The following is a 26684-nucleotide window of genomic DNA, read 5'->3' as shown; positions in this document are numbered from 1 at the left end:
AAAGTTCCAGCGCAGTTGACTTAAGGTCTCGGTCGGGCGAAACCCGAAGTGATGCGATTGTTTCTGTTCATCCTTGGCTTGGTTCTCGTTGCAAATTCTGCCACCGCGCAGGATCGCGCTGCGGTTGAACGGCAATTTCAGGCTTGGCTTCAGGAAACCATCTGGCCACAAGCGCGCGCTGCGGGGGTTTCCAGACGGACGATGCAGCAGGCGTTTGACGGCGTCACCCTGAACTGGAAATTGCCTGATCTTGTGCCCCCCGGAAGTCAGGCCAAAACCCCCAAGTCCCAGAAACAGGCCGAGTTCGGCTCACCGGGTCGGTACTTCAATGCCAATTCGGTTCAGGGTGCAACAGCGGTGGGCAAAAAGATGGCCCGGCGCCATGCCGCGACACTGGCGCGGGTCGAGGCGCAATCAGGAGTGCCAGCGCGAATCATCCTCGCGATCTGGGGGCGCGAAAGCGGCTATGGGCAGGTTCCGATCCGCCATGACGCGTTTCAGGTTCTCGCGACCAAAGGGTTCATGAGCACCCGCGCACCTTATTTTACCCAAGAACTTATTGCCGCCCTGCAAATAGCCGAGGCCGGTCACGCTCCTGCTCGTGGATTGAAGAGCAGCTGGGCGGGTGCGCTTGGACAGCCGCAATTCATGCCCTCAAATTTTCTGAAATACGCTGACGATGGCAATGGCGACGGCAAAGCTGATATCTGGCGATCAGAAGATGACACCATCGCCTCGATCGCGAATTATCTTGCAGAACATGGCTGGGTGTCGGGTCGGGATTGGGGCTTTGAGGTAGCGGTCCCTGCCGAGGTCTCGTGCGCATTGGAAGGTCCCGATCAGGGTCGTCTGATCAAAGACTGGGTGGCAATGGGGATCGCTCGGGTTTCGGGCAAACCGTTTCCAAACCATGAATTGCAGGCCGAGGGCTATTTGATGATGCCCGCCGGCCGCAGCGGGCCCGCCTTTGTTGTCACGCCGAATTTCTATGTCCTGAAGGACTACAACACCAGCGATCTCTATGCTCTGTTTGTCGGCCATGTTGGCGACCGGATTCAATATGGTGTTCCCGATTTCAAGGGCCGTTGGGGTGAAGTCGGTGGCCTGTACCGGTCAGACATTGCTGCGATGCAAAGGGCGCTGGAGAAGCAGGGGCATGATGTGGGCGGTGCGGATGGTTTGCCCGGATACAAGACGCGCCGCTCGATCGGTCGCTGGCAAGAAGTATCGGGTCAGACGCCGACTTGTTTCCCCACAGCGTCGATGAAGGCTCGGCTCGTGCGTTGATTCGCACGTTTTTGACGCTGCGGATCGCAGTTGTGCGAAGGCCAGCTTCTCAAAAATATCGCCACGCTTGTTGGTATCAAAACAATCTTTCGACGCGCCGCGCTGCATGGGTTCGATTCCGTCCTATTGGACAAATTGACGCGCTGAACCTTTTACCTTCAGCGAAAAGGTGACAACCTCCGCGCCAGTGAAAGTTCCGTACTTCTGTTTTTCGTAGTCCGAGTGCTGGGCGCACCGCCCGGAATTTTGCGTTTCATACCGATCCAGATCAAAGCCAAACCCGGCAAAACGGGACACACAAACAATGTGGGCCGCAGCTCTGAATTAGCAGCGGCGGCTCCAACCAAAAAATGGGAGAATATCTATGAACAAAATCATTCGTACATCATTGGCAGGATTGCTGTCCTCGACAATCATCACCGGCGCGGCATTGGCTGCAGGAACACATCCTGAAACCGGAGAAGCGCTCGCCGATGATCAGACATTTGTGTACCGCGTCCTGGACGAGCACAGCTCGGTCGACCCGCAGGTCGTAGAAGATACCGATGGCGCCGATATCGTGCGCGACCTCTTTGAGGGCCTGATGAACCAGGACGAAGACGGCAATCTCGTGCCCGGAGTCGCGACCGGTTACACCGTAAATGACAGCAAAGATGTGTACACTTTCACCCTGCGCGACAATGCCAAGTGGTCGAACGGTGATCCGGTGACCGCAAGCGACTTTGTTTACGGTTGGAAACGTGCCGTCGACCCCGCTTTGTCTTCGCCCTATGCATGGTTCATGGAGCTGATGGCGATCGAGAACGCCGCCGCAATCATCGCAGGGGAAAAGCCGGTTGACGAATTGGGCGTCAAGGCCATTGATGACAAAACGCTTGAGATCAAGCTAAGCGCCCCGCTGCCCTATTTCCCGCAGATGACCACGCACTCGACCACCTTCCCTGCCCCACAAAAGGTCATCGAACAGTTTGGCGACGCGTGGACCAAGCCAGAGAACATTGTCTCGAACGGCGCCTATATCCTGACCGAACATCTACCGCAGGAACGTTCGGTTCGAGAACGCAATGAAATGTACTGGGACAACGAAAACACCATTCTCGACAAGGTCGTGGCGCTGGTGATCAATGACGAAAACGTTGCCCTAACACGTTACCTGGCAGGTGAGCTTGACCGTACCGATATTCCGGCAGGGCAATACCCCCGACTGAAGCAGGAACACCCTGACGAGGCCATCAGCTATCCGCGCCTGTGCAACTACTACTATACGTTCAATGTGTCCGACAGCGGGCCCGAGGCGTTCAAGGATCCGAATGTACGTCAGGCCCTGTCGCTGGCCGTAGACCGCGCCATCATCACCGAGAAAGTGATGGCTGGTGGTCAGCCCCAAGCTTACACCTTTGCCCCCGAAGCAACCGCCGACTTTACCGTGCCGGATGTTGAAATGGCTGCGATGAGCCAGGCAGAACGGGATGAGCTGGCCAAGGAACTGCTGGCCGAAGCCGGTTACGGCCCGGACAACCCGCTCAGCTTCGAGATGGTTTACAACACGTCGGAAGCGCACAAGAAAGTTGCCGTGGCGCTGAGCCAGATGTGGAAACAGAAGCTTGGCGTCAACGCCGAGTTGGCCAACATGGAATGGAAAGTCTTCCTGGAAGAGCGTGGCAACCAGAACTTTGAACTGGCCCGTGGTGCATGGTGCGGCGATTATAACGAAGCGTCCACCTTCCTTGACCTGCTTCAGTCCGATTCAGGTTACAACGACGGGAAATACAACAACCCCCGTGTGGACGAACTGTTGGCCGAGGCCAAAACCTCGGACGATCCGTCACCGCTCTATACCGAGGTTGAGCGTATCATCGCACAGGACACGCCTGTGATCCCGATTTATCATTATGCGGGCGTCTTCATGATGGGCAGCGATGTTGGGAACTGGCCAGTGAACAATGTCGAGCAGAACTGGTACTCGAAAAACCTCTACAAGATCGCCGAGTAATCGTCTTTGACCCACGCCCTGTCCCGGAACCGCTTCGGGGCAGGGCCAATAAACATGGGGGCATGAAATGCTTGCCTACAGCGTTCGGCGACTACTGGTTGCCATTCCGACGATCCTGTTGCTGATCGTCGCCTGTTTTTTCCTGATGCATGTCGCGCCCGGAGGGCCCTTTACCTCCGAGCGGCCCCTGCCGCCGCAGGTTCTCGCCAATATCGAGGCACGTTACGGGCTGGACCAGCCGCTTTGGAAGCAGCTTTGGGACTACCTCTACAACATCGTCGTACATTTCGATTTCGGCCCGTCCTTCAAGTTCAAGGACCGGGACGTGAACGACATCATAGCACAAGGCTTCCCGATCTCCTTGACCTACGGTTCGCTCTCTTTCCTGCTGGCAACCGTTGTCGGCGTTGGCCTGGGGATTGCGGCTGCAATCAAGCATAACAGCTGGATCGACTACTTCGCGGTTGGTCTGGGGATCGCTGCCCAAGCCCTGCCGAACTTTATCATGGGGCCCATCCTGATCCTGACCTTCACGCTTTGGCTGGGTTGGTTACCGGGCGGTGGCTGGAATGGCGGACAGTGGCAGTATCTGATCATGCCGGTGATTGCCTTGGCGACCTCGTATATGGGGTCGATTGCGCGGATCACTCGGTCGTCGATGCTTGAAGTCCTGAACTCGAACTTCATCCGCACGGCACGCGCCAAAGGGCTGCCCACACGCACAGTGATCTGGCGTCACGCGTTGAAGCCGACGCTATTGCCGGTTGTTTCCTACCTAGGCCCGGTTTTTGTCTATGTGCTGACCGGTTCGGTCTTTGTCGACATCTACTTTTCGACCGGTGGTCTGGGTCAGGCCTATGTCGGCTCGGCCCTGTCTAGGGACTATGCGGTGCTATTGGGAGTCACCATCCTGTACGGAGCGCTGACCGTGATCGTGAACCTGCTGACCGACCTGGCCTATGCCTGGTTCGATCCGAAAATCCGTTATTGAGGGGCTGGCAATGCTTGGAAAATCACAAAAAGCTGCCCATCTGGCGGAAGAAATCACCGATTACACGGTCATTCAGGGGCGCTCGCTCTGGCAAGACGCGCGGATGCGGTTCGTCCGCAACAAGGCCGCGATGGCCAGCGTTATCATTCTGGCACTGATCGTGCTGTTCACCATCATCGGGCCGTATTTTGCTGTCTGGAGCAACGAGGAAATCGACTGGAACGTCATGGGAGATGTGCGCGGGATGGGCATGCCTTCGGTTGAAACCGGGCACTATTTCGGTGTCGACGATCTGGGGCGCGACTTGTACAGCCGGGTCATTCAGGCAACGACGACATCGCTTCTGGTGGGTCTGATCGGGGCCGCAACTGCACTGATCGTCGGCACCTGTTATGGCATCGCCGCAGGATATATCGGCGGACGCACCGACAGTGTCATGATGCGGTTTGTCGATATCCTTTTGGCGATTCCTGCAACACTGGTCATTATCCTGTTGCTGGTCGTCGCGGGGCGATCGTTCTTCATGTTGTTCATCGCCCTTGGCGCGGTCGGCTGGCTGACCATGGCCCGGATTGTGCGGGGGCAGACATTGACCCTGAAGAACCGTGAGTTCATCGAGGCCGCCCGCGCCGCCGGTGTCAGTGAATTTACAATCATGTATCGTCATATCCTGCCCAATCTTTTGGGTGTGGTGATCGTCTATGCCTCGCTTCTGGTGCCCGAGATGATCCTGACGGAAAGTTTCATTTCATTCCTCGGCCTGGGGATTTCGGAACCTTATACCTCGTTGGGGCGCCTGATCGCCGAAGGGGCCGGAACGATGGGCTATGGAACCCTGTGGCAACTGCTGTACCCGCTGACATTCTATGTCGCGATCATCATCACCATGTTCTTCATCGGTGATGGATTGCGCGACGCGCTGGACCCGAAGGATCGTTGAGATGAGCCTATTCTCTGTTAAGGACCTGAGCGTCCGGTTTGACACCCCCGATGGTGTTGTCGAAGCCGTCAAAGGTATCAGCTTTGACATCAACCCAGGCGAATGCCTTGGTATCGTCGGTGAAAGTGGATCCGGCAAAAGCCAGACCTTCATGGCTGCGATGGGATTGCTGCCGCCAGCGGGGCATGCCGCGGGCTCGGCGATGCTGAACGGTCAGGAAATCCTAAACCTCCCAGTGAACAAGTTGAACCAGATCCGTGGCGATGACGTGGGCATGATCTTCCAGGACCCGCTGACCGCCCTGACCCCTCATCTGAGGGTCGGCCAGCAGATGCGCGAAGTTCTGCAAGTGCACAAGGGATTGCAGGGCTCTGCAGCGCGTGCCCGCTGCCTGGAGTGGCTGGACCGCGTGCGCATTCCTGAAGCCAAACGGCGACTGGACCAATATCCGCATGAATTGTCAGGAGGCATGCGCCAGCGAGTGATGATTGCCATGTCGATGCTGTGCAATCCCAAGCTTCTGATCGCGGATGAGCCGACAACAGCGCTGGATGTGACCGTACAGGCCGACATCCTTGACCTGATGGTGCGTTTGCAGAAGGACGAGGGTACAGCGATTGCCCTGATCACCCACGACATGGGCGTTGTCGCGCGCATGTGTGATCGCATTCAGGTGATGCGCTTGGGCCAGTTCGTCGAGGCTGGCGACACGCGCGAAATCTTTCGCGCGCCGCAGCACGAATATACCCGAACGTTGCTTGAGGCGATGCCTCGCATCGATGCCGGTGACGCGCCCAAGGCATTGGGTAAGACCGAGGAGCCATTGCTTCGGGTCGATGACGTCAAGGTGCATTTCCCGATACATGTTCCCGGCGGGCTGTTCGGGCGCAAGGTGCCGCTGAAAGCGGTCGACGGGGTCAGCTTTGACATTCGCAAGGGTGAGACGCTGGGCGTTGTGGGCGAATCCGGTTGCGGCAAGTCCACATTGGCTCGAGCCGTATTGCAACTGATCGAACCCAGTGCCGGAAATGTCAGTTGGCTGGGCCACCCGATTGTCGGGCTGAAACGGGCAGAGCTGAACAAATACCGCAAGGATTTGCAGATCGTGTTCCAGGACCCCCTGGCCAGTCTCGATCCCCGGATGACCATCTCGGCCTCGATCGCTGAACCGCTGAAAACATATCGACCAGACCTGACCGAGCGCGAGCGCAAGGATATGGTCGCCGAAATGATGGAGCGCGTCGGCCTGAAGGCCAATATGATCAACCGGTACCCGCATGAATTGTCCGGCGGTCAGAACCAGCGTGTCGGAATCGCCCGCGCCATGATCAACAAACCAAAACTGATCATCTGCGACGAGGCTGTTTCGGCCCTGGACGTGTCCATTCAGGCGCAAATCGTCGAATTGTTGCGTGAATTGCAACAGGAATTCGGTCTATCGATGATCTTCATCAGCCACGACTTGTCGGTGGTCCGCGCGATTTCCAACCGGATTATGGTCTTGTATCTGGGTCGCATAGTCGAGCTGGGGGATGGCAAAATCGTATGCTCGGATCCGGTTCATCCATACACCAAGTCATTGATCTCGGCGGTCCCGATACCGGACCCGGATGTAGAACGCGCACGCAAGCGCCTCAAATTGCCCGGCGAATTACCTTCGCCCATGGACCCAAAGGCGGCTTTGCGCTTTCTGCCCAGCCGGTTGGAGACCGGGCAAGGGGACTATGTTCCGCGCCTCAACGAGATCGCACCGGACCATTTTGTCGCCGAGCATGACCCGCTTGAAGCAATCATGACAAAGACGTGATCAGCGCACCCCATCACCCGTTGCGGTGCCTGGGGCGCGTTAACTTCTTTGACTCCGGGCCGGGCCAATGGCAGGTTTGGACCGGTTATCGCCTTTTATGAGAGGCAAAGTTGATTGATCGGGCGACCCGCCCTATGAGAGTGCTCCGGCCAGACAAGCAAAGCGCCGGAAATATTATGAATTCGAGAGGTCACATGACACGCAAGGTCACCAAGGCGATTTTCCCCGTAGCGGGCCTGGGCACCAGATTTTTGCCCGCCACAAAGTCAGTCCCGAAAGAGATCATGACCCTGGTCGACCGGCCTTTGGTACAATATGCAATCGACGAAGCGCGGGCAGCCGGGATCAAGGAGTTCATCTTTGTGACCTCGCGCGGGAAATCAGCGTTGGAAGACTATTTCGATCACAATCTGGTTCTTGAACAGGAACTAAAGTCGAAAGGTAAGGATGACCTGCTTGAAACGCTCAACGCGACCAACATGGAAAGCGGCGCCATCGCCTATATCCGCCAGCATAAGGCGCTTGGGCTGGGTCACGCAGTATGGTGCGCGCGTCGCCTGATCGGGGACGAACCATTTGCCGTCATGCTGCCTGACGACGTGATCGCCGGCGAAAAGCCCTGCCTTCAGCAGATGATCGAGGCCTACGAGGAAACCGGCGGCAACATGGTCGCCGCGATGGAAGTTCCGCACGAAATGACAAGCTCGTACGGAATTTTGGATGTGGCTGACAACAGCGGAACGGTTGTTCGTACCAAAGGTATGGTGGAAAAACCCAATCCCGCCGAGGCGCCGTCGAATTTGGCCGTGATCGGTCGTTACGTCCTTGGCCCTTCGGTCCTTTATAACCTCAACCAGAAGAAAAAAGGCAGCGGCGGTGAAATCCAGCTGACCGACGCGATTGCCGAGGATATCGGCAATGGCGTTCCCGTGTTTGGTTACAAATTCGCTGGTCAGCGATTTGATTGCGGATCGAAGGCAGGGTTTCTGCAAGCGACCGTCGCCTTTGCGCTGGCCCGAGACGATCTGCGCGACGACCTGCATCAGTATCTGACGGATATCGTTGCTGCAGAACGGGCTGCCCAATAGAAAAATCTGCTTTTCTTAAGCGGCTTTGGTTGCGATAGTTAATGTAACGAGTTGATCGGAGGGAAGAGGCATCATGAGCATTGTCTACCCGGTAATTCTGTGCGGCGGGTCAGGCACGAGGCTTTGGCCCCTGTCACGAAAAAGCTATCCAAAGCAATTCGTGCCCCTGATCGGCGATACAACTCTGTTGCAGCAATGTGCGTCCCGTTTGCGTGGACCGGATGCTGCGCCCTATGCCAAACCGCTGATTCTGACCAACGAGGCCTTTCGCTTCATTGTGCCCGAACAGTTGGCCGCGATTGGGCTTGATCCAGGTCCAATTCTTATCGAACCCGAAGGGCGCAACACTGCACCTGCTGTGCTGGCTGCGGCCATGTATCTGGCGAAGGAACATCCAGATGCGGTGATGTTGGTCGCAGCCTCGGATCACGTCGTGCCCGACCCGGGCGCATTTCACGAGGCCGTAAATCAGGGCGTCAAAGCCATCACCTCTCGCAAGGATCTTGTGACATTCGGGATTACCCCGGATCGGCCAGAAACCGGTTATGGCTATCTGAAACTTAGCCAAGCCCCCGACCCTTCTGGTGAGGCGGTGCCATTGGATCGTTTCGTTGAGAAGCCCGATCTCGACACCGCCAAATCGATGGTTTCGGATGGCAGTTTTCTTTGGAATTCCGGTATTTTCCTGTTTGCCGTTGCCGACATTCTGCAGGCCTTCGAAAAACACGCGCCTGACATGATGGCCCCCGTGCGCCAGGCGGTAGACGAGGCCAAGACTGATCTGGGGTTCCTGCGGCTTGACCCGGAATCCTGGAGCGGCGTTCAGGACATCTCGCTTGACTATGCAGTCATGGAAAAGGCCAGCAACCTCAGCGTGGTGCCCTATGGGGCTGGATGGTCGGACGTGGGCAGTTGGTCTGCTGTTCAGGAACTTGGCGCACCCGATGCAGACGGAGTTGCGACCATGGGCGAGGTGACTGCGATTGACTGTCGGAATGTGCTGATACGATCCGAATCCCCCGCGCAGGAGGTCGTTGCGCTGGGGCTCGAGAACGTCGTCACGGTCGCCATGCCCGATGCGGTTCTGGTCGCTGACATGAGCCGCTCTCAGGATGTAAAGAAAGCCGTTGAAGCGCTGAAAGCGAAGGGAGCGAAACAGGCGGAATCGCTGCCGGTAGATCATCGCCCGTGGGGCTGGTTCGAAAGCCTTGTGATCGGCGACCGGTTTCAGGTCAAACGCATTCATGTCCATCCGGGTGCGGCGCTGAGCCTGCAATCTCATCACCATCGATCCGAGCACTGGATTGTCGTCGAAGGCACCGCCGAGGTCACAATTGGCGACGAGGTGAAATTGGTATCCGAAAACCAGTCTGTCTATATCCCGTTGGGGGCTAAGCATCGCATGAAGAACCCCGGAAAAGTACCGATGGTTCTGATCGAAGTGCAGACGGGCACCTATCTGGGCGAAGACGACATCATTCGTTACGAAGACGTTTACGCCCGCAGCTGACGGGCAAGCGCAGTGCAAATCCGTTAACAGGCGCTTGAGAGGGCGTTCGGCCAAGTCAGGTCGGATTCACGACATCCAAGGCAGTTTGGCGCGCAATCATTGTCGGGCCGACAGCTACAGGAGGATGCCCCGTGCCGCAAAACACACCCAGACTGAACCTGCCCTTTCTGCAACCGTCTCAGGCGCAGAAACATGTAACGCATAACGAAGCGCTGCGTCTGTTGGACCTGACGGTTCAGCTGACGTTGACCTCCACTGATGCGACAACGCCGCCAGTAGTGCCCGATCAAGGCGAGATACATGCATTGGGCCCTGCACCGACGGCGGATTGGAGTGGTCATGCCCATGAATTGGCCGCCTGGATCGATTCCGCCTGGCATTTTCTGGCACCAATCGCCGGTTGGCAGGCCTGGGATCTGTCGTCAGGCCAGCTCAAGATCTGGAACGGTTCGGATTGGGTGGACCCGCCGGTGGCGACAGATAACCTGCCTGGTGTCGGGATTGCGACGGGGTATGACGGCACAAACAAATTGTCGGTGTGCGGCCCTGCAACGTTGTTGACCCATGAAGGCGGTGGGCATCAGTTAAAAATCAACAAGGCCAGCGCAGGTGATACTGCATCGCTGCTGTTCCAATCGAATTGGACCGGCCATGCCGAGATGGGCTTGTCCGGCGACACCGGCTTCTCGATCAAAGTCTCCTCTGATGGCGGCACCTGGATCGAAGCCATGCGGTTCGACCCGGCGACCGGAGCAGCCAGCGGCGCCGCCGTTCAGGCCAGTGCCAGCGACACGACTGCAGGCCGCCTGATGCGCGCCGACTATGGGTATGGACCGGGCAACCTGCTGGGGGTGGTCTCAGAAAGTGGCGGTCTTCCGTCCGGCGCGGTAATCGAGCGTGGCTCAACGACCAATGGCGACTATGTGCGCTTTGCCGATGGCACGCAAATCTGTTCGGCCACGCTGGATCCGGTTGCTTGCACCAGTGGTGAAGGCGCTTTGTTTGCCAGCCCCGACGCGACCTGGACATTTCCCATGGGCTTTGCGCCAGGCACGGTCCCGGTAACCAGCGGCAGCGGTGGGGCGGGTGTCAGGTTCCTGGGTTGCGATACCGCAACCGACGCTCAAGTGGTGGTCAAAGTGCTTGCGACCGCCTCGGACGCAACGGCAATCGCGCCCACCGTCGTGGCAATTGGTCGCTGGTTCTGATTGATGCTGGCCGTCCGCAGCCTTGCGGACGGTCTAAATGTCTGCGGTCCAGACCCGGTAGCGGCCCTGCCCGGTAACCTCGCGGATCAATCCGCGGCGCGAAAAGATATCCAGGTTTCTTTGGGCCGCAGCACGTGATGCGCCGGTCAGTTCTTCGGCCAGCGGTGCGGACACCATCGGCCATGCGGTCAGCACGTCAACCAATACCGGGGGGGTACGGCCGCTCAGATCACTGATGAGATCTTGAGCACGCTCTTCCCAGGTCGAGATGCGATCAAGGTGCAGCAATGCGGCCAACGCCGCCTGACCGGCACCTTTGAGCCAAGCTGCAAGTTTCTCAACCGGGTCGCCTGCACCGCGCAGTGCGCCCGGTCCCGACAGTGCCAGTGGCATGAACAACGCGCCGCCCCTTCCCATGCTGGCGGCTTGGCGGGCTGCGATGATTGCGGCCTCGGTATCCTGTCCGATCCCCGGTGAGATCGCGCGCCAAGCATGAAAGCCAACTGCGGCATGCGTGACCGGATGCAAACTCTGGGTCTCATGCAGAACGTCGGCAAGATCGGCGATTGCCTCAGGCACATCCTCGATACCCTGTGCCTGACGGTCCAGAAATGCGGTCAACCCGCTCTGCCAGCCGCCCTCGGACGGGCCCGCGCGCATCGTCAGTCGTCGCACCGCCCAACCGGCGCGCGACAGCGCCTGCACGTCATCGCCGGTGGCACCGATCCGCAGCCCGGTCCACAGGGCCAGACGATCCACGCTAACCCGATCGCCGGTCCACCAACCCAGATCCGATACTTCCATCAATGCAAGCCGGTGCCCCCACCCTTTTGGGCCCGCCCGCAACCGTTCATCCAACGCGCCGAAGGTAGCCGACAATTCGGCCAATTCAAACGCCAACTCGGCCTGCGCGGCACGCCAATCCCGCACATCAAATAGCGAATTTCGCTCGGCGCGCGGCAGGGGCGGTAAAAAGTCGTCTGTTTCGCTGCCATCCTTGGGGGGAAGGAACCAAAGATCCTCCTCGTCCGGAGGATCTGCATCATAGATGCTTTGCGGTCCTAGTTCCGCATCGTCGTCGTCAGAATCTGATTGCACCGTTTTTGGCTTCATACCCGGTATTCTTTGAGCATTTAGCACCGTTCACAAGCGATTTTCACCAATTTTGACGGGTCAGCCACTAAAGATGTTTTGCAGGCTGTTCAGCCTGTCTGTCAGATCCACCTGATCATCGCTTCCCAGCAACATATAGCCATAGCCGTCCCTGGCCCAAGTCGCGGTGGCGAGGCCGCTGAGGATCGCCTCATTGACGTTTTTGTTCGGGGCCGCCTGGCCTTGCCGGATGACGCAGAATGCAAATGGTTGCCCCTCGGCATCCGCAAAAACAACCTGAACCAAAGGTTTGCCTTTGAACGACAGAACCTGTGCCCGCTTCAAGTCCAGCCCGGGCAAGTTTTCAAGCGCGCCCCGATTCAGAGACCGACCCAGCTGCGCTTCGGCCTGAGCGAACTGGGCGTCCAGTGCCTGCGGTGAATTGTCGAGTTCAAGGATCGTGTCCGGCGAATAGAGCGACTGATAGATCGCCGCTTGCTGCGCCCAACCCAACTCGGCCGGGCGTGTCGCCCAATATGTCGCCGACGCCGCAATCACCGCGACCGAGGCTGCAACAGCCAGCAAGCGCAGCGGGCCTGCCCCCGCTGTCGCATGGGCGAAAGGCTGCGGGTCGGGCAAATCGACCTGCAAGGGCTTCGACGGCACGGCATCAAAGACCTGCCGAACCACCGGTGCAATCGGATCCAGCGCCATCAGACGAGCCTCAAGCGCGGAATCCTCGGCAACCGCACCCTCGATCGCGGCCGCCTGCGCTTCGTCCAGGCTGCCATCGAGGTAAGCCAAAAGCGTTTCGTCGGAGACCTTCATTTGCCACTCCGTTGCACGGTGTCGGCCGCATCGTGCTGCAACACGGTTTTCAGTTTCTGCCGGGCGTTGGAAAGCCGGCTCATGATTGTACCGATGGGTACGTCCAGCATGGCAGCGGTTTCGCGATAGCTGTATCCCTCGACGAACACAAGGACTACGGTTTCGCGCTGCGCCTCTGGCAGTGCCATCACTTGTTCAAACACTTCAGCAGCAAAAATATTCGTTTCTGCGTCAGGACCAATGGCAACCAAATCCGCCTCGGGCGTAACAGACAGGGCCTGCGCCTTGCGAACCGAGCGCGCGCGCAGCTCATTCAGCCAGATTGATCGGCAAATCGTCATCAGCCAGCTGTCCAGCCGGGCATACGAAGTAACCTGATGGTGACGTTCCAACGCTCGCAGGCACGTGGCCTGCAGCAGATCATCTGCAATGTCGGATGCACCGGATAGCGCCAAGCCGAAACGCCACACCCGTTTGGAATGTGTCTGGATGGCGCCGCGAACGGCCTGTTCGGAACTTACTTCGCCATTCATCGAATAAACCGAAACCTGCGCGTGTTTGTCTTTGCATGGGATCTGGCCCGCTTGTTCTGAACTGGCATAAACTTTGGAGGAAAGAAATGAAACTTCTGCTGAAAACAATCACGATTGCGTCGACAATTATTGCAGGGCCGACATGGGCGGCGGACTGGACGTTGAATTCCGAAGCCTCTCACCTAGCCTACGGAACCATCAAGATCGACGATATTGGTGAGGTCAATTCCTTCACCAACCTGAGCGGCCATGTCAGCGAAGAGGGTGAAGTTGAGATCGACATCGATCTGTCCTCGGTCGAAACCAATATCGACATTCGCAATGAACGGATGATCGAACATGTCTTTCGTAAGGTTGCCACGGCAAAACTGACCGCTCAGATCGACATGGCAGCAGTCTCGGAACTGGACGTCGGTGCAAGCACGACGGTCGAGGTCGACGCGGCACTGGAGCTAGCGGGTACGGATGTCGAGTTCTACACGGATATGTTCATTCTGCGCGTGGCAAGGGACGCGGTCATGGTTTCGACCAATGATATGGTTTTCATCAGCACCGAAGATGCGGGTGTATCCGCCGGCGTCGACAAACTGATGGAACTGGCGGAATTGCCGGGTATCACCCGTACCGTTCCGGTGACTGCCCGTTTGATATTCAATCAGAAAGGCTAGGCTTTGTCCGCATGTCGGGCGGCCATCAGAGCCAGCAATTGTTCTTTGGCCCGCGCGATATGCGAAACCAGTAGGTCGCAGGCTGCGTCGACCCGACCGGCCTGCGCCAGTTCAAGCATTTCGCGATGTTCCCGCCGGGCCGCTTCCCGTTGCTGCATGACGCTCAGATGCATGCGGATGTATCGGTCGGATTGCAGCGAGATTCGGTGCAGCAAGTCGTTGGTTAGACCGCGACCGGCCGGGGCGTAAAGTGCCGCGTGAAATCGTTGGTTCAATGCCCCCCATTGGGCGATGTCATCCGCGTCGTAAGATGCTTCCATTTTTGTCAGAATATCCTGACACCGCCCCAGTTGCGCCGCAGCCATTGCAGGAATGGCCCGGCGGAACAGATCGACCTCAAGCAAGCTGCGCAGGTCGAAAATTTCGGCGATCTCTTCGGGTGAATGCGTGGTGACTGTTGCGCCGCGATTGTTGGCCAATTGCACCAGGCCTTCTGCGTCCAGTCGTTTCAACGCCTCACGAACAGGCATGCGGGACACCGCATAGTCATCGGCCAGAGCCTCTTGCCGGATCGTTTCACCTTCGGCCAGCTCGCCGCTGAGGATACGTTCGCGCAGATCGCTTGCGATCACTTCGGGAAGGCTTTGCCGGGTGATTGCGCGGTTCGACATCACCTGGCCCCCCAGGTGTCGCCCAGACGGTAACCCCCGGGCCATGGGTCGTCCGGGTCCAGCATGTGCTGATGCGTGCCGGTGATCCACGCCCGGCCCGAGATTTCGGGAATGATCGCCGGACGTCCGTTCAGGTCAATCCGATCAACAATCCGGCAGCGGAATTCACTGTCGATGACCGAGCGTGCGTGATAGCGATCTGTTGCCTGCATCTGCCCCTTGGCCAGCATGACCGCCATCCGCGCCGATGCCCCGGTGCCGCAAGGCGAACGATCCAGCTTTCCCGGTTTGATCGCCACCGTGTTGCGGCCAGTCAGAATATCCCCTTGCCGCTTTAGCGGTCCGGCAATCTGACAGAACGAAATATGGTTCCAGTCCTTGCCCGGATGGCTGAAGCCCAGCTGCTCGTTCGCTGCATCCGTGATCCGCGCGCCAGTTCGCGCCAGATCAGCCCCTTCATCCGGCGTCAGGTCAAACCCAAGATCCGCCGCCTCAACGATCACAAAACTGTCGCCGCCAAACGCCGTGTCCACACGCAGCGTTCCGATCCCCGCGACTTCGATTTGCGCATCCAGCTTGTCGGCAAAGCTGGGCACATTCTGCACGAAAACACGCTCGGCCTTGCCGTTTCGGCACTCGGCCCGCACGCGCACCAACCCTCCGGGCGCTTCGAGCGTCAGATGCGTTTCAGGCTCGTGCATGGGCAGGATGCCGCTGTCCAGCAGCACGGTTGCCACGCAGATCGAATTCGAACCGGACATCGGCGGCGTATCTTCAGGTTCCATGATGATGAATGCCGCATCAGCGTCGGGGTGTTTGGGCGGCACCAGCAGATTGGCATGGCGGAATACACCGCCGCGTGGTTCGTTCAGGACAAAGTTCCGAAGGGTCTGGTCGCTTGCGATAAAACTGCGCTGATCCCAGATTGTTTCGCCCGGAGGTGGGGCAACGCCGCCGACGATGACATCGCCCACCTCGCCTTCGGCATGGGCCGAGATAACATGGATGGTTTTGCTGCTTCGCATGGCTTGTCCTTACAGCTCAATCCCGGCGCGAAAGGGATCGCGCGGGTCAAACATCAATGTTGAGTCCGAAATAATGTAAGCCTGACCAGTGATCTTAGGGATGACGCCTCCGGACGTGCCAGGCTGAAATGACAGACGATATGTGCTGCCGATGACACTTTCCTGAACGATCTCTTGCCCAGCGGCCAGCGCACCGTTGGCAGCCAGACAAGCCAGCAGCGCCGAACATCCGGTTCCGCAGGGTGAGCGATCATAGTTATCGTCCGGGCACAAAACAAAATTCCGCGCGTGCGATCCGTCGCACGCAGCCGTCCCTTGCAGAATCACGTGATCGACCGGTTCTGCGTTTTCGCCCCCTGCGCCCTGTGCGATCGCAGTTTTCCGGATGGCCACGGCCAAACTCGTCAGTTGATGAATATTGCTGGCTTCAACAGGTATCGGGCTGGGATCAACGATGAAGAACCAGTTGCCGCCATAGGCCACATCGCCGGTGATCGAACCATATTCCGGTACGCCCAGCGAGACAGAGCGGCGCACGCAGCGGCTTTCAACATTTGTTACGGTTACCGTGTTTGCATCATGCAATTCGACGGTCACAACCCCGGCAGGCGTTTCGATCCGGTGCGTACCAATGTTGATGCGTCCCAGATGCGCAAGCGTGACTGTCAATCCGATGGTGCCATGGCCACACATGCCCAACACAGCATCGACGTCGAAATAGATCACTCCGGTCACACAGGATCGGTCAACAGGTTCAACCAGCAGCGCGCCGACCATTGCAGGCTGACCCCGCGGCTCGAGCATGACGGAACGATAGAACCCCTCATGTTCGGTCGCCAGCTTATGGGCACGATCAGCAAGCGGACCGGACCCCAGATCGGGTGCGCCATCCAGGATGACGCGCGTGGGCTCGCCACCGGTATGGCTGTCGATCACATGCATTCGGCGATCACCCCACCCTGCTTGGACCAATCCGCAAACCAGTTCTGGAACAAGCTATATTGTTGCTCGCAATAATTCCGTTGGGCATCGGTCAAAGCGTCCGTTTCATTGAAGTGCAGGCGGTATTCGTCTTCGCCGTTCAACACCAACAAATGTTTGTAATACAATACCAGATCAGGCCCTTCATCGAAGCTGGACAGGACATGGAAGGCTTCGGTCAGTTCCTGCGCGCGCATGCGGGCTTCGGCATGTCCGTTTGCGGCTTTATGCGAGAGCGCCGACAACAACAGGGCTTCGCGCGGCAAAGCGGTTCCAATTCCGGTGATCGAGCCGGTCGCGCCGCAATTGACGATACCGTGATAGACCTCGGTATCCACGCCCACCATCAAGGTGACCTGATCATCCTGACTTGTGATCGTTTCGGCCGCATAGCGCAAATCTTCCCGACCGCCGAACTCTTTGAAACCGACAAGGTTCGGATGTTCAGCCCGCAGGGCAAAGAACAGGTCTGCTCGGGTGGCAAATCCGTAATACGGGCTGTTGTAGATGATGGCTGGCACGTCTGGCGCAGCCGAGAGTATTGCCTTGAAATGGTTGTGTTGCGCGGTCGGAGAGCTTCCGCGCGACAGCACGCGAGGTATCACCATCAGACCCGCTGCGCCAACGTTCTGAGCGTGGGCTGCATGGGCAACGGCAGATTTCGTATTGATTGCACCGGTTCCGACAACGACCGGCAGGCCCGCATCGACCAACCTCGCGACGCCATCCATTCTTTGCGCGTCGCTCAGCAACGGCCAATCGCCCATCGACCCGCAATAGACCACGGCGGACATACCTACCGAGATCATTTCCATTCCCTTGCGCACAAGCGCGTCGAAATCCGGTTCGCGACTTGAGGTACAAGGGGTCATCAGGGCCGGCATCGTGCCGGAAAAAACGGTCGTGGACATCGGCTTGTCTCCGCCTGGCTAATTGTTCGATTCACTGGTTATCGGATTTTGGATACAAAATCCAGAACAAGAAATTGGACAAGAAAAAACGCGCCGAAGCTGATGATCGGCGCGCCCGAGTCGTCTTTTTTGCAATTGGCCTTACCGCAGCCGCAAACCACTTTCCGGGTCAAACAGCATGGCGCGTTCGGGACGCACGGAAATGCCAATCCGCTCACCTTGCGTGCTGCGTTGATCTTCGCGCTCTTCCACGATCAGCTTGTCGCCATTTGGCGTGATTAGATAGGAGTAGGATACGCCGCCCAATGCCTCGGTCAGATCAACTGTGCAGGTATCGCTGTTGCGATCGACCTGAATGTGCTCGGGCCGGATGCCCAAAGTCACCTTTTTGGCGTCTGCGGGCACTCCGTCAGTGACCGGGATGGCCTCGGTCAGCGCAGGATGACGTACGGTGCCGTCCACAACGTCACAGTCCAGAAAGTTCATCGCCGGGGAACCGATGAAACCCGCGACGAACTTGTTATCCGGGTTACGATACAAATCCATCGGAGCTCCAACCTGTTCAATCCGCCCGTCCCGCAACACGACGATCTTGTCGGCCATCGTCATCGCCTCGACCTGATCATGCGTCACGTAGATCATGGTCGCGCCGATCTCGTTGTGCAGACGGGCAATCTCGACCCGCATCTCGACCCGCAATTCTGCATCAAGGTTCGACAAGGGTTCGTCGAACAGGAATACCTCGGGACCACGCACGATGGCGCGACCGATCGCGACACGCTGACGCTGGCCGCCCGATAGCGCCTTGGGCTTGCGTTTGAGGTATTGATCCAATTTCAGGATGTTCGAGGCGTCCTGAACCTTCTGATCAATCTCGGTTTTTGCAACACCGTTCATCCGCAGGCCGAACCCCATGTTTTCGGCCACGGTCATATGCGGATAAAGCGCGTAGGTCTGGAACACCATCGCAACCCCGCGTTTGGCCGGGTCCATGTGGGTTACATCCCGCGCGCCGATCTGGATCTGCCCTTCCGAGGTCTCTTCGAGCCCAGCGATCATGCGCAACAATGTGGATTTCCCGCAGCCCGAGGGGCCGACGAACACACAGAACTCACCATCTTCGATCTGCAGGTCAATTCCGTGGATAACCTGCGTTTGGCCGTATCTTTTGATTGCCTGATTCAATGTCACGCCTGTCATGTCGCTTGCATCCTGTCATTGACTACATTTGCGCGGGTCTCGGGGAACCGCCATGCCTGAGCCTCGGTACCAATCTGTTCCGCCACATAGCGGACACGCGGGACCCAAGCCTCCAACTGATTGAAATCCATTCTTTCTGTCGATCCGGTGACCGAGATTGCGCCCAGCATCCGGTTGCCTGGGGTCAGGACCGGACAGGCCACGCAGATGATGCCGGGCTCGTGCTCTTCATCGTCGACCGCGTATCCACGTTTCCGAATCAGCGCGAGGTCGGCGCGCAACGCGGCCTCATTGGTCAAAGTCTTGTCCGTAAAGCGGTGATAGCTTTGCTGCGAAACCGCTTTGTTCAGCGCCTCGTCATCCAGATAGGCCATCATCGCCTTGCCGACGCCGGTGCAATATGCCGGTCCGACCTTGCCGGCTTGCGAGTACATTTCGATCGGTTGCGCCGCATTGCGCTTGTCAACATACAGCACCTGATTGGAATCAAGCTGCGCAAGATGCACCGTCTCGCCGGTTTCCCGGCTGAGTGCATCCAGATAAGGCCTCGCGATAGGTGCCAGCGAGCTTTGCGTCCACGCGGCATGCGCCAGACGGACAAGCCGCATTCCCGGCGTATAGGTCTGTCTTTCGGGGTCATAGGACAACATGCCCTGATTGGTCAGGGATTGCAGAAACCGATACAGGGTCGCCTTTGGAAAGGCGCTGTGGTCAAGCAGCTCTGCGAATCGCACAGGGCGACCAAAGGCCGCCACCTGATCCAGCACATCACATGCTTTGCCTATCGTTCCGTCACCTGCCACGGCTCCGCGATCTCCTCCCATTTCCCCGGACCAAAGGCACGAGGGTCTTGACAAGACTAACCGAGTCGATGTGTAGTTTTCAATATATAAAACTTGGTTTCATTATTTGGAACCTCAAAAAGAAAATGGAAGCTAAGGGAGGAAACCATGCATTCCATGTTCAAACGTACTGCCGCCGCTCTGGCGGCCAGCGTCGCACTTGCTGCGCCCGTGGCCGCTGAATTGACCGGCGAGCTGCGAATATTCCTCGATACATCCAACCCGGCGCCGCGCGCGACGATGGAAGCGATGATCGAACGGTTCCAGCAAAAGCACCCGGGTCTGGAGATCGAAACCACCGTGATCGACCGCGAGGCCTACAAGACCCAAATCCGCAATTTTCTGACGGCGGACACGCCGGATGTTGCGAACTGGTACGCAGCCAACCGCATGAAGCCCTATGTTGAAGCCGGTTTGTTCGAGGACGTTTCCGATCTTTGGACCGAGCCGGAGATCGCCGAAAACCTGGCCTCCACCAAGGGTGCGATGACCCTCGACGGTAAGCAGTGGGGTGTGCCCTATACCTACTATCAGTGGGGTGTGTACTACCGCAAAGACATCTTTGACGAACTGGGTCTATCCGAGCCAACAACCTGGGAAGAAGAACTGGCGAACTGCCAGAAGATCGTCGATTCCGGGCGTACATGTTATACAATTGGGACACGGAACTATTGGACCGCCGGAGGCTGGTTCGACTATCTCAACATGCGCACCAACGGGTACGACTTTCACAACCAGCTGGCCAACGGTGAGGTTAGCTGGGAAGATGATCGTGTAAAGCAGACCTTTGCCAACTGGAGACAATTGGTCGATATGGGTGCCTTCCCCGATGACCATACGGCGCGCAGTTGGCAGGAATCGCTGCCCCTTATCGTACGGGGCGATGCCGCTGCGATATTGTTGGGTAACTTCGCTGTTGCGCCGCTGCGCGAGGCGGGTCTGACTGACGACCAACTGGACTTCTACCAGTTCGTCGCGATTAACCCGGACGTTGAGCTGGCCGAAGATGCACCGACCGATACGTTCCACATCCCTGCGAACGCATCGAACAAAGAAGCCGCGCGCGAATTTTTGCGCCATGTGGTTTCCGCAGAGGAGCAGACCGAAATCAATAACGGCGCGAATCTTGGGCAACTGCCGGTGAATGCACAATCCTCAGTCGATGATGACAAGTTCCTAGTCCAAGGGTTTGAGATGCTGTCGTCAAACAGCCCTGGCGGTGTTGCCCAGTTCTGGGACCGCGACGCACCAGCGGAAATGGCCAAAGTTTCGATGGAAGGCTTCCAGGAATTCATGGTCAAGCCGGACAATCTGGACCGGATTCTGGCCAAACTAGACCGCGCTCGTGAGCGTATCTACGACAACTGATCAGGGTATGGCCGGGCTGAAGCCCGGCCTACACCTTTGCAAATCGTAAGGCGGGCGACTGTCCGCCTTGCTTCAACCAGAGCCGAGAACTCCCATGACCGTAGCCGCAGACGCCCCCGAACAGGAAAGCTGGTTCCACAGAAACCAACAGCGTATCGCGCCGTGGTTGTTTCTGGCCCCCGGTCTGCTGTTCTTTTTCGTATATGTCATTTTGCCCCTATTTCAGTCTTTCAACCTGTCCCTCTATGAATGGGATGGGCTTGGAGCTGCCGAATATGTGGGCTTTCGCAACTACGAAGACCTCTATTGGGAATGGGTCGATCGGGATGCGTTCTATATCTCGCTCAAAAACAATCTGATCTGGCTGATCCTCTACCTCTTCGCAATTCCAGGGGGACTGTTCATCGCCTTGTTCCTGAACCAGACGGTTTGGGGCATCCGGCTTTACAAGTCACTGTTTTTCTTTCCCTTTGTCATCTCTCAGGTCGTCGTCGGGCTTGTCTTCACCTGGTTCTACGACCCAACCTTCGGCCTGTTGAATGAATTCCTCGGCCTGTTCGGCATGGGCCCTCTGAACGTGCTGGGTGACGAGAGGTTCGTGACCTACGGCATCATTTTCGCAGGCTTATGGCCGCAGACGGCTTATTGCATGATCCTGTATCTGACCGGCCTGAACGCGGTGGACCCCGAACAGATTGAGGCCGGACGTCTGGATGGCGCAAAAGGCGCAAAGATGCTGTGGTTCATCATTCTTCCGCAACTGCGCCCCGCCACTTTCATCGCCTTTGTCGTCACGATTATCGGTGCCCTGCGCAGCTTTGACCTGATCTCGATCATGACCCAGGGCGGGCCATTCGGCTCGTCACGCGTGCTGGCCTACTACATGTTTGAGGTGGCGTTGTCCGAATATGGCTTCCGCATGGGATACGGTGCTGCCATCGCCGTGATCCTGTTCCTGATCATGCTCTGTTTCATCGCCTATTTCCTTTGGTCGATGTACCGCGAAGAGAAGGGGCACTAAGATGTTTCCCAGACCCATCGAAAAACAACCCCGCGCAGCACAGATCACCTATCAGGCCATGCTGCCGCTTGCGCTGCTGCTGTGGCTCGGGCCGCTGCTTGCGGTGGCGCTGTTCTCGGTCAAACCTGCAGCGGATTTCACCAATGCCAACTACTGGGGCATGCCCTCGAGCTTTGAAGGCGCGTTCAACTATGGACAGGTTTTCTTCAACTCGGATATGCCGCGTTACCTGCTGAATTCGTTCCTGATCACTGTCCCGACAGTGCTCGGATGTGTCGCGCTGAGTTGCATGACCGGCTTCGCGCTCGGCATCTACAAGTTCAAATCGAACCTCTGGATCTTCTTCATGTTCGTCGCAGGGAATTTTGTACCTTTCCAGATCCTGATGGTCCCGGTGCGCGACCTGACGCTGGAACTGGGTCTCTACAACACCAAGACCGGCCTCGTGCTGTTCCACATCGCCTTTCAGACCGGATTCTGCACGCTGTTCATGCGCAACTTCATCCGAGCGCTTCCATTCGAGCTGATCGAGGCTGCGCGGGTCGAGGGCATCAGCGAATGGCGCATCTTCTGGTACGTGGTTCTACCGCTGATGAAGCCTGCCATTGCTGCGCTCAGCGTGCTGATCTTCACCTTCATCTGGAACGACTATTTCTGGGCCGTGGTCCTGACCCAGGGCGCTGAAAGCCAGCCCGTCACGGCGGGGATCACCAGCTTTAATGCGCAGTTCCGCGCCGCCTATCAGTTGATGAGTGCCGGTTCCATCGTCGCGGCCTTGCCGCCGGTTGCTATGTTCTTCCTGATGCAGAAACACTTCATCGCGGGTCTGACCCTCGGAGCGGTAAAATGACAAAAATTGCATTCGTTGGGGCTGGTTCCACGATCTTCATGCAGAACATCGTGGGCGACGCCCTGCTGACCCCTGCCCTGGCCAACAGCCATTTCGCCCTGATGGACATCGACCCGCAGCGCCTCGGTGAAAGTGAGGCGGTCGCCAAGGCAATGATCCGTTCGGTCGGGACCGGCGCAACGGTGTCCACACATACAGACCGCCGCGCGGCGTTGGACTGCGCCGATTTCGTCATCACTGCATTCCAGGTCGGCGGGTACGAACCTTGCACGGTCGCGGATTTCGAAATCCCCAAACAATACGGTCTGCGTCAAACCATTGCCGACACGTTGGGCATTGGCGGCATCATGCGCGGTCTGCGTACCGTCCCCGTTCTGTGGGATGTCGCGAATGACATGATGCAACTCTGCCCGAATGCCACACTGCTGCAATACGTCAATCCGATGGCCATTAACACCTGGGCATTGGCCGAACGGTTCCCGACCCTGAAGCATGTCGGCCTTTGCCATTCGGTGCAGAACACGGTCGAGGAACTGGCGCACGATCTGGATTTGCCCAAAGCGGACATCCGCTATCAGGTTGCGGGCGTAAACCATGTCGCATTCTTCCTGCGCTTGGAATATCAGGGGCGCGACCTCTACCCTGCTCTGCGTCAGGGCTATGCCAGCGGCAGGCTGCCAAAGGCCCCACTGCTGATGCCGCGCTGCCCCAACAAGGTGCGTTATGAGGTCATGGACCATCTGGGCTATTTCTGCACCGAAAGCTCCGAACATTTTGCGGAATACGTTCCCTGGTTCATCAAGGACGGGCGGCAAGACCTGATTGAGCAGTTTTCGATCCCTCTGGACGAGTATCCGCAACGCTGCATCGAGCAGGTTGCCAACTGGAAAGAGCAGGCAAAGACACTGACCGACGGCCGCAATATCGAGGTCATTCGCAGCCACGAATTCGCTGCAGATCTGATGAACGCCATTGTCACCGACACAGCCTATACGGCCTTTGGCAATCTGCCTAACACCGGTCAGATTCCGCAGCTGCCCTTAGGCGCTGCGGTCGAAACCCCTTGTCTGGTGGATTCCAATGGTGTGCAACCGTCGGTCGTCACAGACATTCCGCCGCAACTGGTTGCACTGATGCGCACACAGATCAACGTGCAGGAGTTGACGGTGCGCGCTCTGGTCGATCAGAACCCCGAGCATATCTACCACGCCGCAATGATGGACCCGCATACCGCTGCCGAGCTGGACCTGCGTCAGATCCGCGGCCTTGTCAGCGACCTGCTGACCGCCCATTCCGATTGGCTGCCTGACTGGTGCCGCCCGGCCCGCGCCGCCTGATCTTCATCTTTTCGAAAATACTCAATTCCAACTTCAGCCACAAAAAGCCACACCAGAACATGACGAAACGCCGCTCTCAGCATTGGTACGGAAAGCTCGACAAGGACGGGTTCATCCACCGGTCGTGGATGAAAAACCAGGGCTTTCCTGATCACGCATTCGATGGACGCCCCATCATCGGCATATGCAACACCTGGTCGGAACTTACCCCCTGCAACTCGGGCCTGCGCGATCTGGCCGAGGGCGTGAAGCGCGGCGTGTGGGAGGCCGGAGGGTTCCCGGTCGAGTTCCCCGTCATGTCGCTGGGCGAAACGCAGATGAAGCCCACCGCGATGCTGTTCCGCAACCTGCTTGCCATGGATGTCGAGGAATCCATCCGCGCCTATGGCATTGACGGGGTCGTGTTGCTGGGTGGCTGCGACAAGACCACTCCGGGGCAATTGATGGGCGCGGCCTCGGTCGATTTGCCCTCGATCGTGGTCAGTTCCGGCCCGATGCTGAACGGCAAATTCAAAGGCAAGGATATCGGCTCGGGCACGGATGTCTGGAAGTTCTCGGAAGCGGTCCGCGCCGGAGAGATGACCCTTCAGGATTTCATGAACGCGGAATCCGGCATGTCGCGCAGCGCAGGCGTCTGCATGACCATGGGCACCGCGTCCACGATGGCCTCACTGGTCGAGGCGATGGGCATGAGCCTGCCCACCAATGCGGCGCTGCCCGCAGTCGACGCCCGCCGCATGGCCCTGGCGCATCTGACCGGCAAGCGGATTGTCGAGATGGTGGACGAAGATCTCAAACCCTCGGATATTCTGACCAAAGAAGCTTTCGAAAATGCCATTCTGGCCAACGCCGCCGTGGGGGGATCGACCAACGCTGTGGTGCATCTGCTGGCACTGGCTGGCCGGGTGGGCGTGGATCTGACACTCAAGGATTTCGAGATCGGTTCGGAAATCCCGCTGCTGGTCAACTGTATGCCTTCGGGAAAATATCTGATGGAAGATTTCTGCTACGCAGGCGGCGTGCCTGCGGTGCTGAAGGAGCTCAAACCTTTCCTGCGCCCTGCAAAAACGGTGCTGAACAAGGATATCGCGACCCACTTCGAAGGGGCTGAATGTTACAACCGCGATGTCATCCACAGCTTTGACGCGCCCGTTAAACCCGCTGCTGGTCTGCGCGTTCTGCGCGGCAACCTGGCACCGAACGGGGCTATCGTGAAACCATCGGCAGCGACAGACGAATTGCTCGAAACCGAAGCCGAGGCTTACGTTTTTGAAAACATTGAAGACCTGAAGGCCAATATCGACCGCGAAGATCTGCCGGTGACGCCCGAGACCATTCTGGTCCTCAAGGGGTGCGGTCCGAAGGGCTATCCCGGCATGCCCGAGGTCGGCAATATGCCGATCCCAGCCAAGCTGGTCAAAGACGGAGTACGCGACATGATCCGTGTTTCTGATGCACGTATGTCAGGCACCGCCTTTGGCACTGTCATCCTGCATGTCAGCCCCGAGGCGCAGGCCGGTGGGCCACTCGCGCTGGTCAAGACCGGGGACCGCATTCGCATTTCAGCCAGCAAAGGCGAGATGGAACTGCTGGTTGACGAAAAAGAACTGGACGCCCGCCGCGCAGCGTGGCAACCGGATGCTCCGCATTACACCCGTGGGTACGCAAAGCTTTATATCGATCACGTTCTTCAGGCCGATCAGGGCGCGGACCTGGATTTTCTTGTGGGCAAAGACACCCGCCTCGTCACCAGAGAGAGCCACTGATGGACCAACCCGCCACATTCAACGACCTGAACGACGCGTCCGTCTTCATTACCGGCGGTGGATCCGGGGTTGGCGCGTCGCTGACCGACGGTTTTTTGTCCCAGGGTGCCAATGTCGCCTTCATTGGCCGGTCGGACGCCAGTGCTTTTGTTGCCGAAATGCGGGACAAGCATGGCCGCGAACCGCTGTTTTTGCAGGGCGACATCACCGATACCGAACTGTTACACGCCACCATGGTCCAAGCGGCCGAGGCCAATGGCCCCATCAAGGTGCTTGTGAACAACGCAGCCAATGACAAGCGGCATGAGCTTTCCGACACCACACCCGAGTTCTGGGACTGGATGATCGAGGTTAATCTCAAAGCCTACTATTTCGCTTGTCAGGAAGCCGCGCGCCAGATGCAGGACGCAGGCGGTTCGATCATCAACTTCAGCTCAATCAGCTATATGATGGGCAATGCAGGATATCCGATATACACCACGTCGAACGCCGGAATCACCGGGATGACGCGGTCTTTGGCCCGCGAACTGGGGCCACGGAATATCCGAGTGAACGCCTTGGCCCCGGGCTGGGTGCTGACGCAGAAACAGCTGGACAAATGGGCGACGCCCGAAGATCTGGCAGCGCATATGGACCGTCAATGCCTAAAGGAACACCTGACGCCCGAAGACATGATCGCACCGACCCTGTTTCTGGCATCCTCAGCCAGTCGCGCAATGACCGGTCAGTGCATGGTGGTCGATGGCGGCGTTGTGACGACGGGGTAG

Annotated in this window: 24 protein-coding genes; 15 read left to right on the top strand and 9 right to left on the bottom strand. The window is 57.9% G+C overall.

The genetic code is table 11. From position 1 onward, the window contains the following. Positions 1-51: 51 nt before the first annotated feature. From ACR0JA_RS10330 to ACR0JA_RS10295, 8 genes are all read left to right on the top strand, one after another. Complete coding sequence (locus ACR0JA_RS10330) at positions 52-1287, top strand: lytic murein transglycosylase (RefSeq protein WP_480573724.1); 1236 nt, start codon at positions 52-54, stop codon at positions 1285-1287. A gap of 364 nt (positions 1288-1651) precedes the next feature. Further along, on the top strand, positions 1652-3280 hold the full coding sequence (locus tag ACR0JA_RS10325; protein ID WP_480573721.1) for a peptide ABC transporter substrate-binding protein: 1629 nt from the start codon (positions 1652-1654) through the stop codon (positions 3278-3280). 67 nt (positions 3281-3347) lie between these two features. Beyond that, positions 3348-4271, top strand: coding sequence for an oligopeptide ABC transporter permease OppB (oppB, locus tag ACR0JA_RS10320; RefSeq protein ID WP_480573718.1), 924 nt, complete (start codon positions 3348-3350; stop codon positions 4269-4271). A gap of 10 nt (positions 4272-4281) precedes the next feature. After that, positions 4282-5211 (top strand): ABC transporter permease subunit, encoded by a 930-nt coding sequence (locus ACR0JA_RS10315; protein WP_480573715.1) that lies wholly within the window; start codon positions 4282-4284, stop codon positions 5209-5211. Position 5212: 1 nt separating this feature from the next. Further along, positions 5213-7018 carry an ABC transporter ATP-binding protein gene (locus ACR0JA_RS10310; protein WP_480573712.1) on the top strand — a complete coding sequence of 602 codons (1806 nt, stop codon included), beginning with the start codon at positions 5213-5215 and terminating at the stop codon, positions 7016-7018. 194 nt (positions 7019-7212) lie between these two features. After that, positions 7213-8106 carry a UTP--glucose-1-phosphate uridylyltransferase GalU gene (galU, locus tag ACR0JA_RS10305; RefSeq protein WP_480573709.1) on the top strand — a complete coding sequence of 298 codons (894 nt, stop codon included), beginning with the start codon at positions 7213-7215 and terminating at the stop codon, positions 8104-8106. A gap of 73 nt (positions 8107-8179) precedes the next feature. Further along, positions 8180-9616: a mannose-1-phosphate guanylyltransferase/mannose-6-phosphate isomerase gene (locus ACR0JA_RS10300; RefSeq protein ID WP_480573706.1), complete on the top strand. Its 1437-nt coding sequence runs from the start codon at positions 8180-8182 to the stop codon at positions 9614-9616. A 131-nt stretch (positions 9617-9747) separates the two neighbouring features. Continuing rightward, on the top strand, positions 9748-10824 hold the full coding sequence (locus tag ACR0JA_RS10295; protein WP_480573703.1) for a DUF2793 domain-containing protein: 1077 nt from the start codon (positions 9748-9750) through the stop codon (positions 10822-10824). A gap of 33 nt (positions 10825-10857) precedes the next feature. Here the strand turns inward: ACR0JA_RS10295 and ACR0JA_RS10290 are convergent, their stop codons facing one another. The 3 genes from ACR0JA_RS10290 to ACR0JA_RS10280 are packed head-to-tail and all read right to left on the bottom strand — an operon-like array spanning position 10858 to position 13277. Next, positions 10858-11937: a helix-turn-helix domain-containing protein gene (locus ACR0JA_RS10290; RefSeq protein ID WP_480573701.1), complete on the bottom strand. Its 1080-nt coding sequence runs from the start codon at positions 11935-11937 to the stop codon at positions 10858-10860. Between the two features lie 60 nt (positions 11938-11997). After that, complete coding sequence (locus ACR0JA_RS10285; protein WP_480573698.1) at positions 11998-12744, bottom strand: anti-sigma factor; 747 nt, start codon at positions 12742-12744, stop codon at positions 11998-12000. Further along, positions 12741-13277, bottom strand: a complete 537-nt coding sequence (locus ACR0JA_RS10280; RefSeq protein WP_480573695.1) for an RNA polymerase sigma factor — start codon at positions 13275-13277, stop codon at positions 12741-12743. Before ACR0JA_RS10280 ends, ACR0JA_RS10285 begins: the two co-directional genes overlap by 4 nt. Positions 13278-13363: 86 nt before the next feature. Here ACR0JA_RS10280 and ACR0JA_RS10275 point away from each other — a divergent pair, with 86 nt between their 5' ends. Further along, positions 13364-13945 carry a YceI family protein gene (locus tag ACR0JA_RS10275; protein WP_480573692.1) on the top strand — a complete coding sequence of 194 codons (582 nt, stop codon included), beginning with the start codon at positions 13364-13366 and terminating at the stop codon, positions 13943-13945. Here the strand turns inward: ACR0JA_RS10275 and ACR0JA_RS10270 are convergent. The 6 genes from ACR0JA_RS10270 to ACR0JA_RS10245 all read right to left on the bottom strand — a co-directional run bounded on the left by ACR0JA_RS10270 (position 13942) and on the right by ACR0JA_RS10245 (position 19536). Beyond that, positions 13942-14619 carry a GntR family transcriptional regulator gene (locus ACR0JA_RS10270; protein WP_480573690.1) on the bottom strand — a complete coding sequence of 226 codons (678 nt, stop codon included), beginning with the start codon at positions 14617-14619 and terminating at the stop codon, positions 13942-13944. The genes ACR0JA_RS10275 and ACR0JA_RS10270 overlap by 4 nt on opposite strands. After that, the gene (locus tag ACR0JA_RS10265; protein WP_480573687.1) at positions 14616-15641 is read right to left on the bottom strand and encodes a trans-3-hydroxy-L-proline dehydratase; all 1026 of its coding nucleotides are present in this window, start codon (positions 15639-15641) and stop codon (positions 14616-14618) included. The genes ACR0JA_RS10270 and ACR0JA_RS10265 overlap by 4 nt, the downstream gene beginning before the upstream one ends. 9 nt (positions 15642-15650) lie before the next feature. Beyond that, positions 15651-16583, bottom strand: a complete 933-nt coding sequence (locus ACR0JA_RS10260; RefSeq protein WP_480573684.1) for a 4-hydroxyproline epimerase — start codon at positions 16581-16583, stop codon at positions 15651-15653. Further along, complete coding sequence (locus ACR0JA_RS10255) at positions 16574-17533, bottom strand: dihydrodipicolinate synthase family protein (protein WP_480573681.1); 960 nt, start codon at positions 17531-17533, stop codon at positions 16574-16576. Before ACR0JA_RS10255 ends, ACR0JA_RS10260 begins: the two co-directional genes overlap by 10 nt. A gap of 141 nt (positions 17534-17674) precedes the next feature. Continuing rightward, a complete protein-coding gene (locus ACR0JA_RS10250) occupies positions 17675-18733 on the bottom strand; it encodes an ABC transporter ATP-binding protein (protein WP_480573678.1) in 1059 nt (352 codons plus the stop codon). Next, on the bottom strand, positions 18730-19536 hold the full coding sequence (locus tag ACR0JA_RS10245; RefSeq protein ID WP_480573676.1) for an IclR family transcriptional regulator: 807 nt from the start codon (positions 19534-19536) through the stop codon (positions 18730-18732). Before ACR0JA_RS10245 ends, ACR0JA_RS10250 begins: the two co-directional genes overlap by 4 nt. A gap of 147 nt (positions 19537-19683) precedes the next feature. Here ACR0JA_RS10245 and ACR0JA_RS10240 point away from each other — a divergent pair, with 147 nt between their 5' ends. The 6 genes from ACR0JA_RS10240 (at position 19684) to ACR0JA_RS10215 (ending at position 26684) form a co-directional block, all read left to right on the top strand. After that, on the top strand, positions 19684-20943 hold the full coding sequence (locus ACR0JA_RS10240) for an ABC transporter substrate-binding protein (RefSeq protein ID WP_480573673.1): 1260 nt from the start codon (positions 19684-19686) through the stop codon (positions 20941-20943). 94 nt (positions 20944-21037) lie between these two features. Beyond that, entirely contained in the window at positions 21038-21964 is a 927-nt protein-coding gene (locus tag ACR0JA_RS10235; RefSeq protein ID WP_480573670.1) for a carbohydrate ABC transporter permease, read from the top strand. A 1-nt stretch (position 21965) separates the two neighbouring features. After that, on the top strand, positions 21966-22814 hold the full coding sequence (locus tag ACR0JA_RS10230; protein ID WP_480573667.1) for a carbohydrate ABC transporter permease: 849 nt from the start codon (positions 21966-21968) through the stop codon (positions 22812-22814). After that, positions 22811-24151 (top strand): alpha-galactosidase, encoded by a 1341-nt coding sequence (gene melA, locus ACR0JA_RS10225; RefSeq protein WP_480573664.1) that lies wholly within the window; start codon positions 22811-22813, stop codon positions 24149-24151. Before ACR0JA_RS10230 ends, melA begins: the two co-directional genes overlap by 4 nt. A 59-nt stretch (positions 24152-24210) precedes the next feature. Next, positions 24211-25917, top strand: coding sequence for an IlvD/Edd family dehydratase (locus ACR0JA_RS10220; protein ID WP_480573661.1), 1707 nt, complete (start codon positions 24211-24213; stop codon positions 25915-25917). Next, on the top strand, positions 25917-26684 hold the full coding sequence (locus tag ACR0JA_RS10215) for an SDR family NAD(P)-dependent oxidoreductase (RefSeq protein WP_480573658.1): 768 nt from the start codon (positions 25917-25919) through the stop codon (positions 26682-26684). Before ACR0JA_RS10220 ends, ACR0JA_RS10215 begins: the two co-directional genes overlap by 1 nt.

The sequence above is a fragment of the Ruegeria sp. AM4 genome (genome assembly GCF_056540665.1).
Note: the sequence above shows the minus strand (reverse complement) of the source record. Positions and strands in the feature narration are given on the sequence as shown.

Coding starts and splice junctions, on each gene's coding strand:
- ACR0JA_RS10330 (WP_480573724.1), top strand. CDS start 52: ATGCGATTGTTTCTGTTCATCCTTGGCTTGGTTCTCGTTGCAAATTCT.
- ACR0JA_RS10325 (WP_480573721.1), top strand. CDS start 1,652: ATGAACAAAATCATTCGTACATCATTGGCAGGATTGCTGTCCTCGACA.
- oppB (WP_480573718.1), top strand. CDS start 3,348: ATGCTTGCCTACAGCGTTCGGCGACTACTGGTTGCCATTCCGACGATC.
- ACR0JA_RS10315 (WP_480573715.1), top strand. CDS start 4,282: ATGCTTGGAAAATCACAAAAAGCTGCCCATCTGGCGGAAGAAATCACC.
- ACR0JA_RS10310 (WP_480573712.1), top strand. CDS start 5,213: ATGAGCCTATTCTCTGTTAAGGACCTGAGCGTCCGGTTTGACACCCCC.
- galU (WP_480573709.1), top strand. CDS start 7,213: ATGACACGCAAGGTCACCAAGGCGATTTTCCCCGTAGCGGGCCTGGGC.
- ACR0JA_RS10300 (WP_480573706.1), top strand. CDS start 8,180: ATGAGCATTGTCTACCCGGTAATTCTGTGCGGCGGGTCAGGCACGAGG.
- ACR0JA_RS10290 (WP_480573701.1), bottom strand. CDS start 11,937: ATGAAGCCAAAAACGGTGCAATCAGATTCTGACGACGACGATGCGGAA.
- ACR0JA_RS10285 (WP_480573698.1), bottom strand. CDS start 12,744: ATGAAGGTCTCCGACGAAACGCTTTTGGCTTACCTCGATGGCAGCCTG.
- ACR0JA_RS10280 (WP_480573695.1), bottom strand. CDS start 13,277: ATGAATGGCGAAGTAAGTTCCGAACAGGCCGTTCGCGGCGCCATCCAG.
- ACR0JA_RS10275 (WP_480573692.1), top strand. CDS start 13,364: ATGAAACTTCTGCTGAAAACAATCACGATTGCGTCGACAATTATTGCA.
- ACR0JA_RS10265 (WP_480573687.1), bottom strand. CDS start 15,641: ATGCGAAGCAGCAAAACCATCCATGTTATCTCGGCCCATGCCGAAGGC.
- ACR0JA_RS10260 (WP_480573684.1), bottom strand. CDS start 16,583: ATGCATGTGATCGACAGCCATACCGGTGGCGAGCCCACGCGCGTCATC.
- ACR0JA_RS10255 (WP_480573681.1), bottom strand. CDS start 17,533: ATGTCCACGACCGTTTTTTCCGGCACGATGCCGGCCCTGATGACCCCT.
- ACR0JA_RS10250 (WP_480573678.1), bottom strand. CDS start 18,733: ATGACAGGCGTGACATTGAATCAGGCAATCAAAAGATACGGCCAAACG.
- ACR0JA_RS10240 (WP_480573673.1), top strand. CDS start 19,684: ATGCATTCCATGTTCAAACGTACTGCCGCCGCTCTGGCGGCCAGCGTC.
- ACR0JA_RS10235 (WP_480573670.1), top strand. CDS start 21,038: ATGACCGTAGCCGCAGACGCCCCCGAACAGGAAAGCTGGTTCCACAGA.
- ACR0JA_RS10230 (WP_480573667.1), top strand. CDS start 21,966: ATGTTTCCCAGACCCATCGAAAAACAACCCCGCGCAGCACAGATCACC.
- melA (WP_480573664.1), top strand. CDS start 22,811: ATGACAAAAATTGCATTCGTTGGGGCTGGTTCCACGATCTTCATGCAG.
- ACR0JA_RS10220 (WP_480573661.1), top strand. CDS start 24,211: ATGACGAAACGCCGCTCTCAGCATTGGTACGGAAAGCTCGACAAGGAC.
- ACR0JA_RS10215 (WP_480573658.1), top strand. CDS start 25,917: ATGGACCAACCCGCCACATTCAACGACCTGAACGACGCGTCCGTCTTC.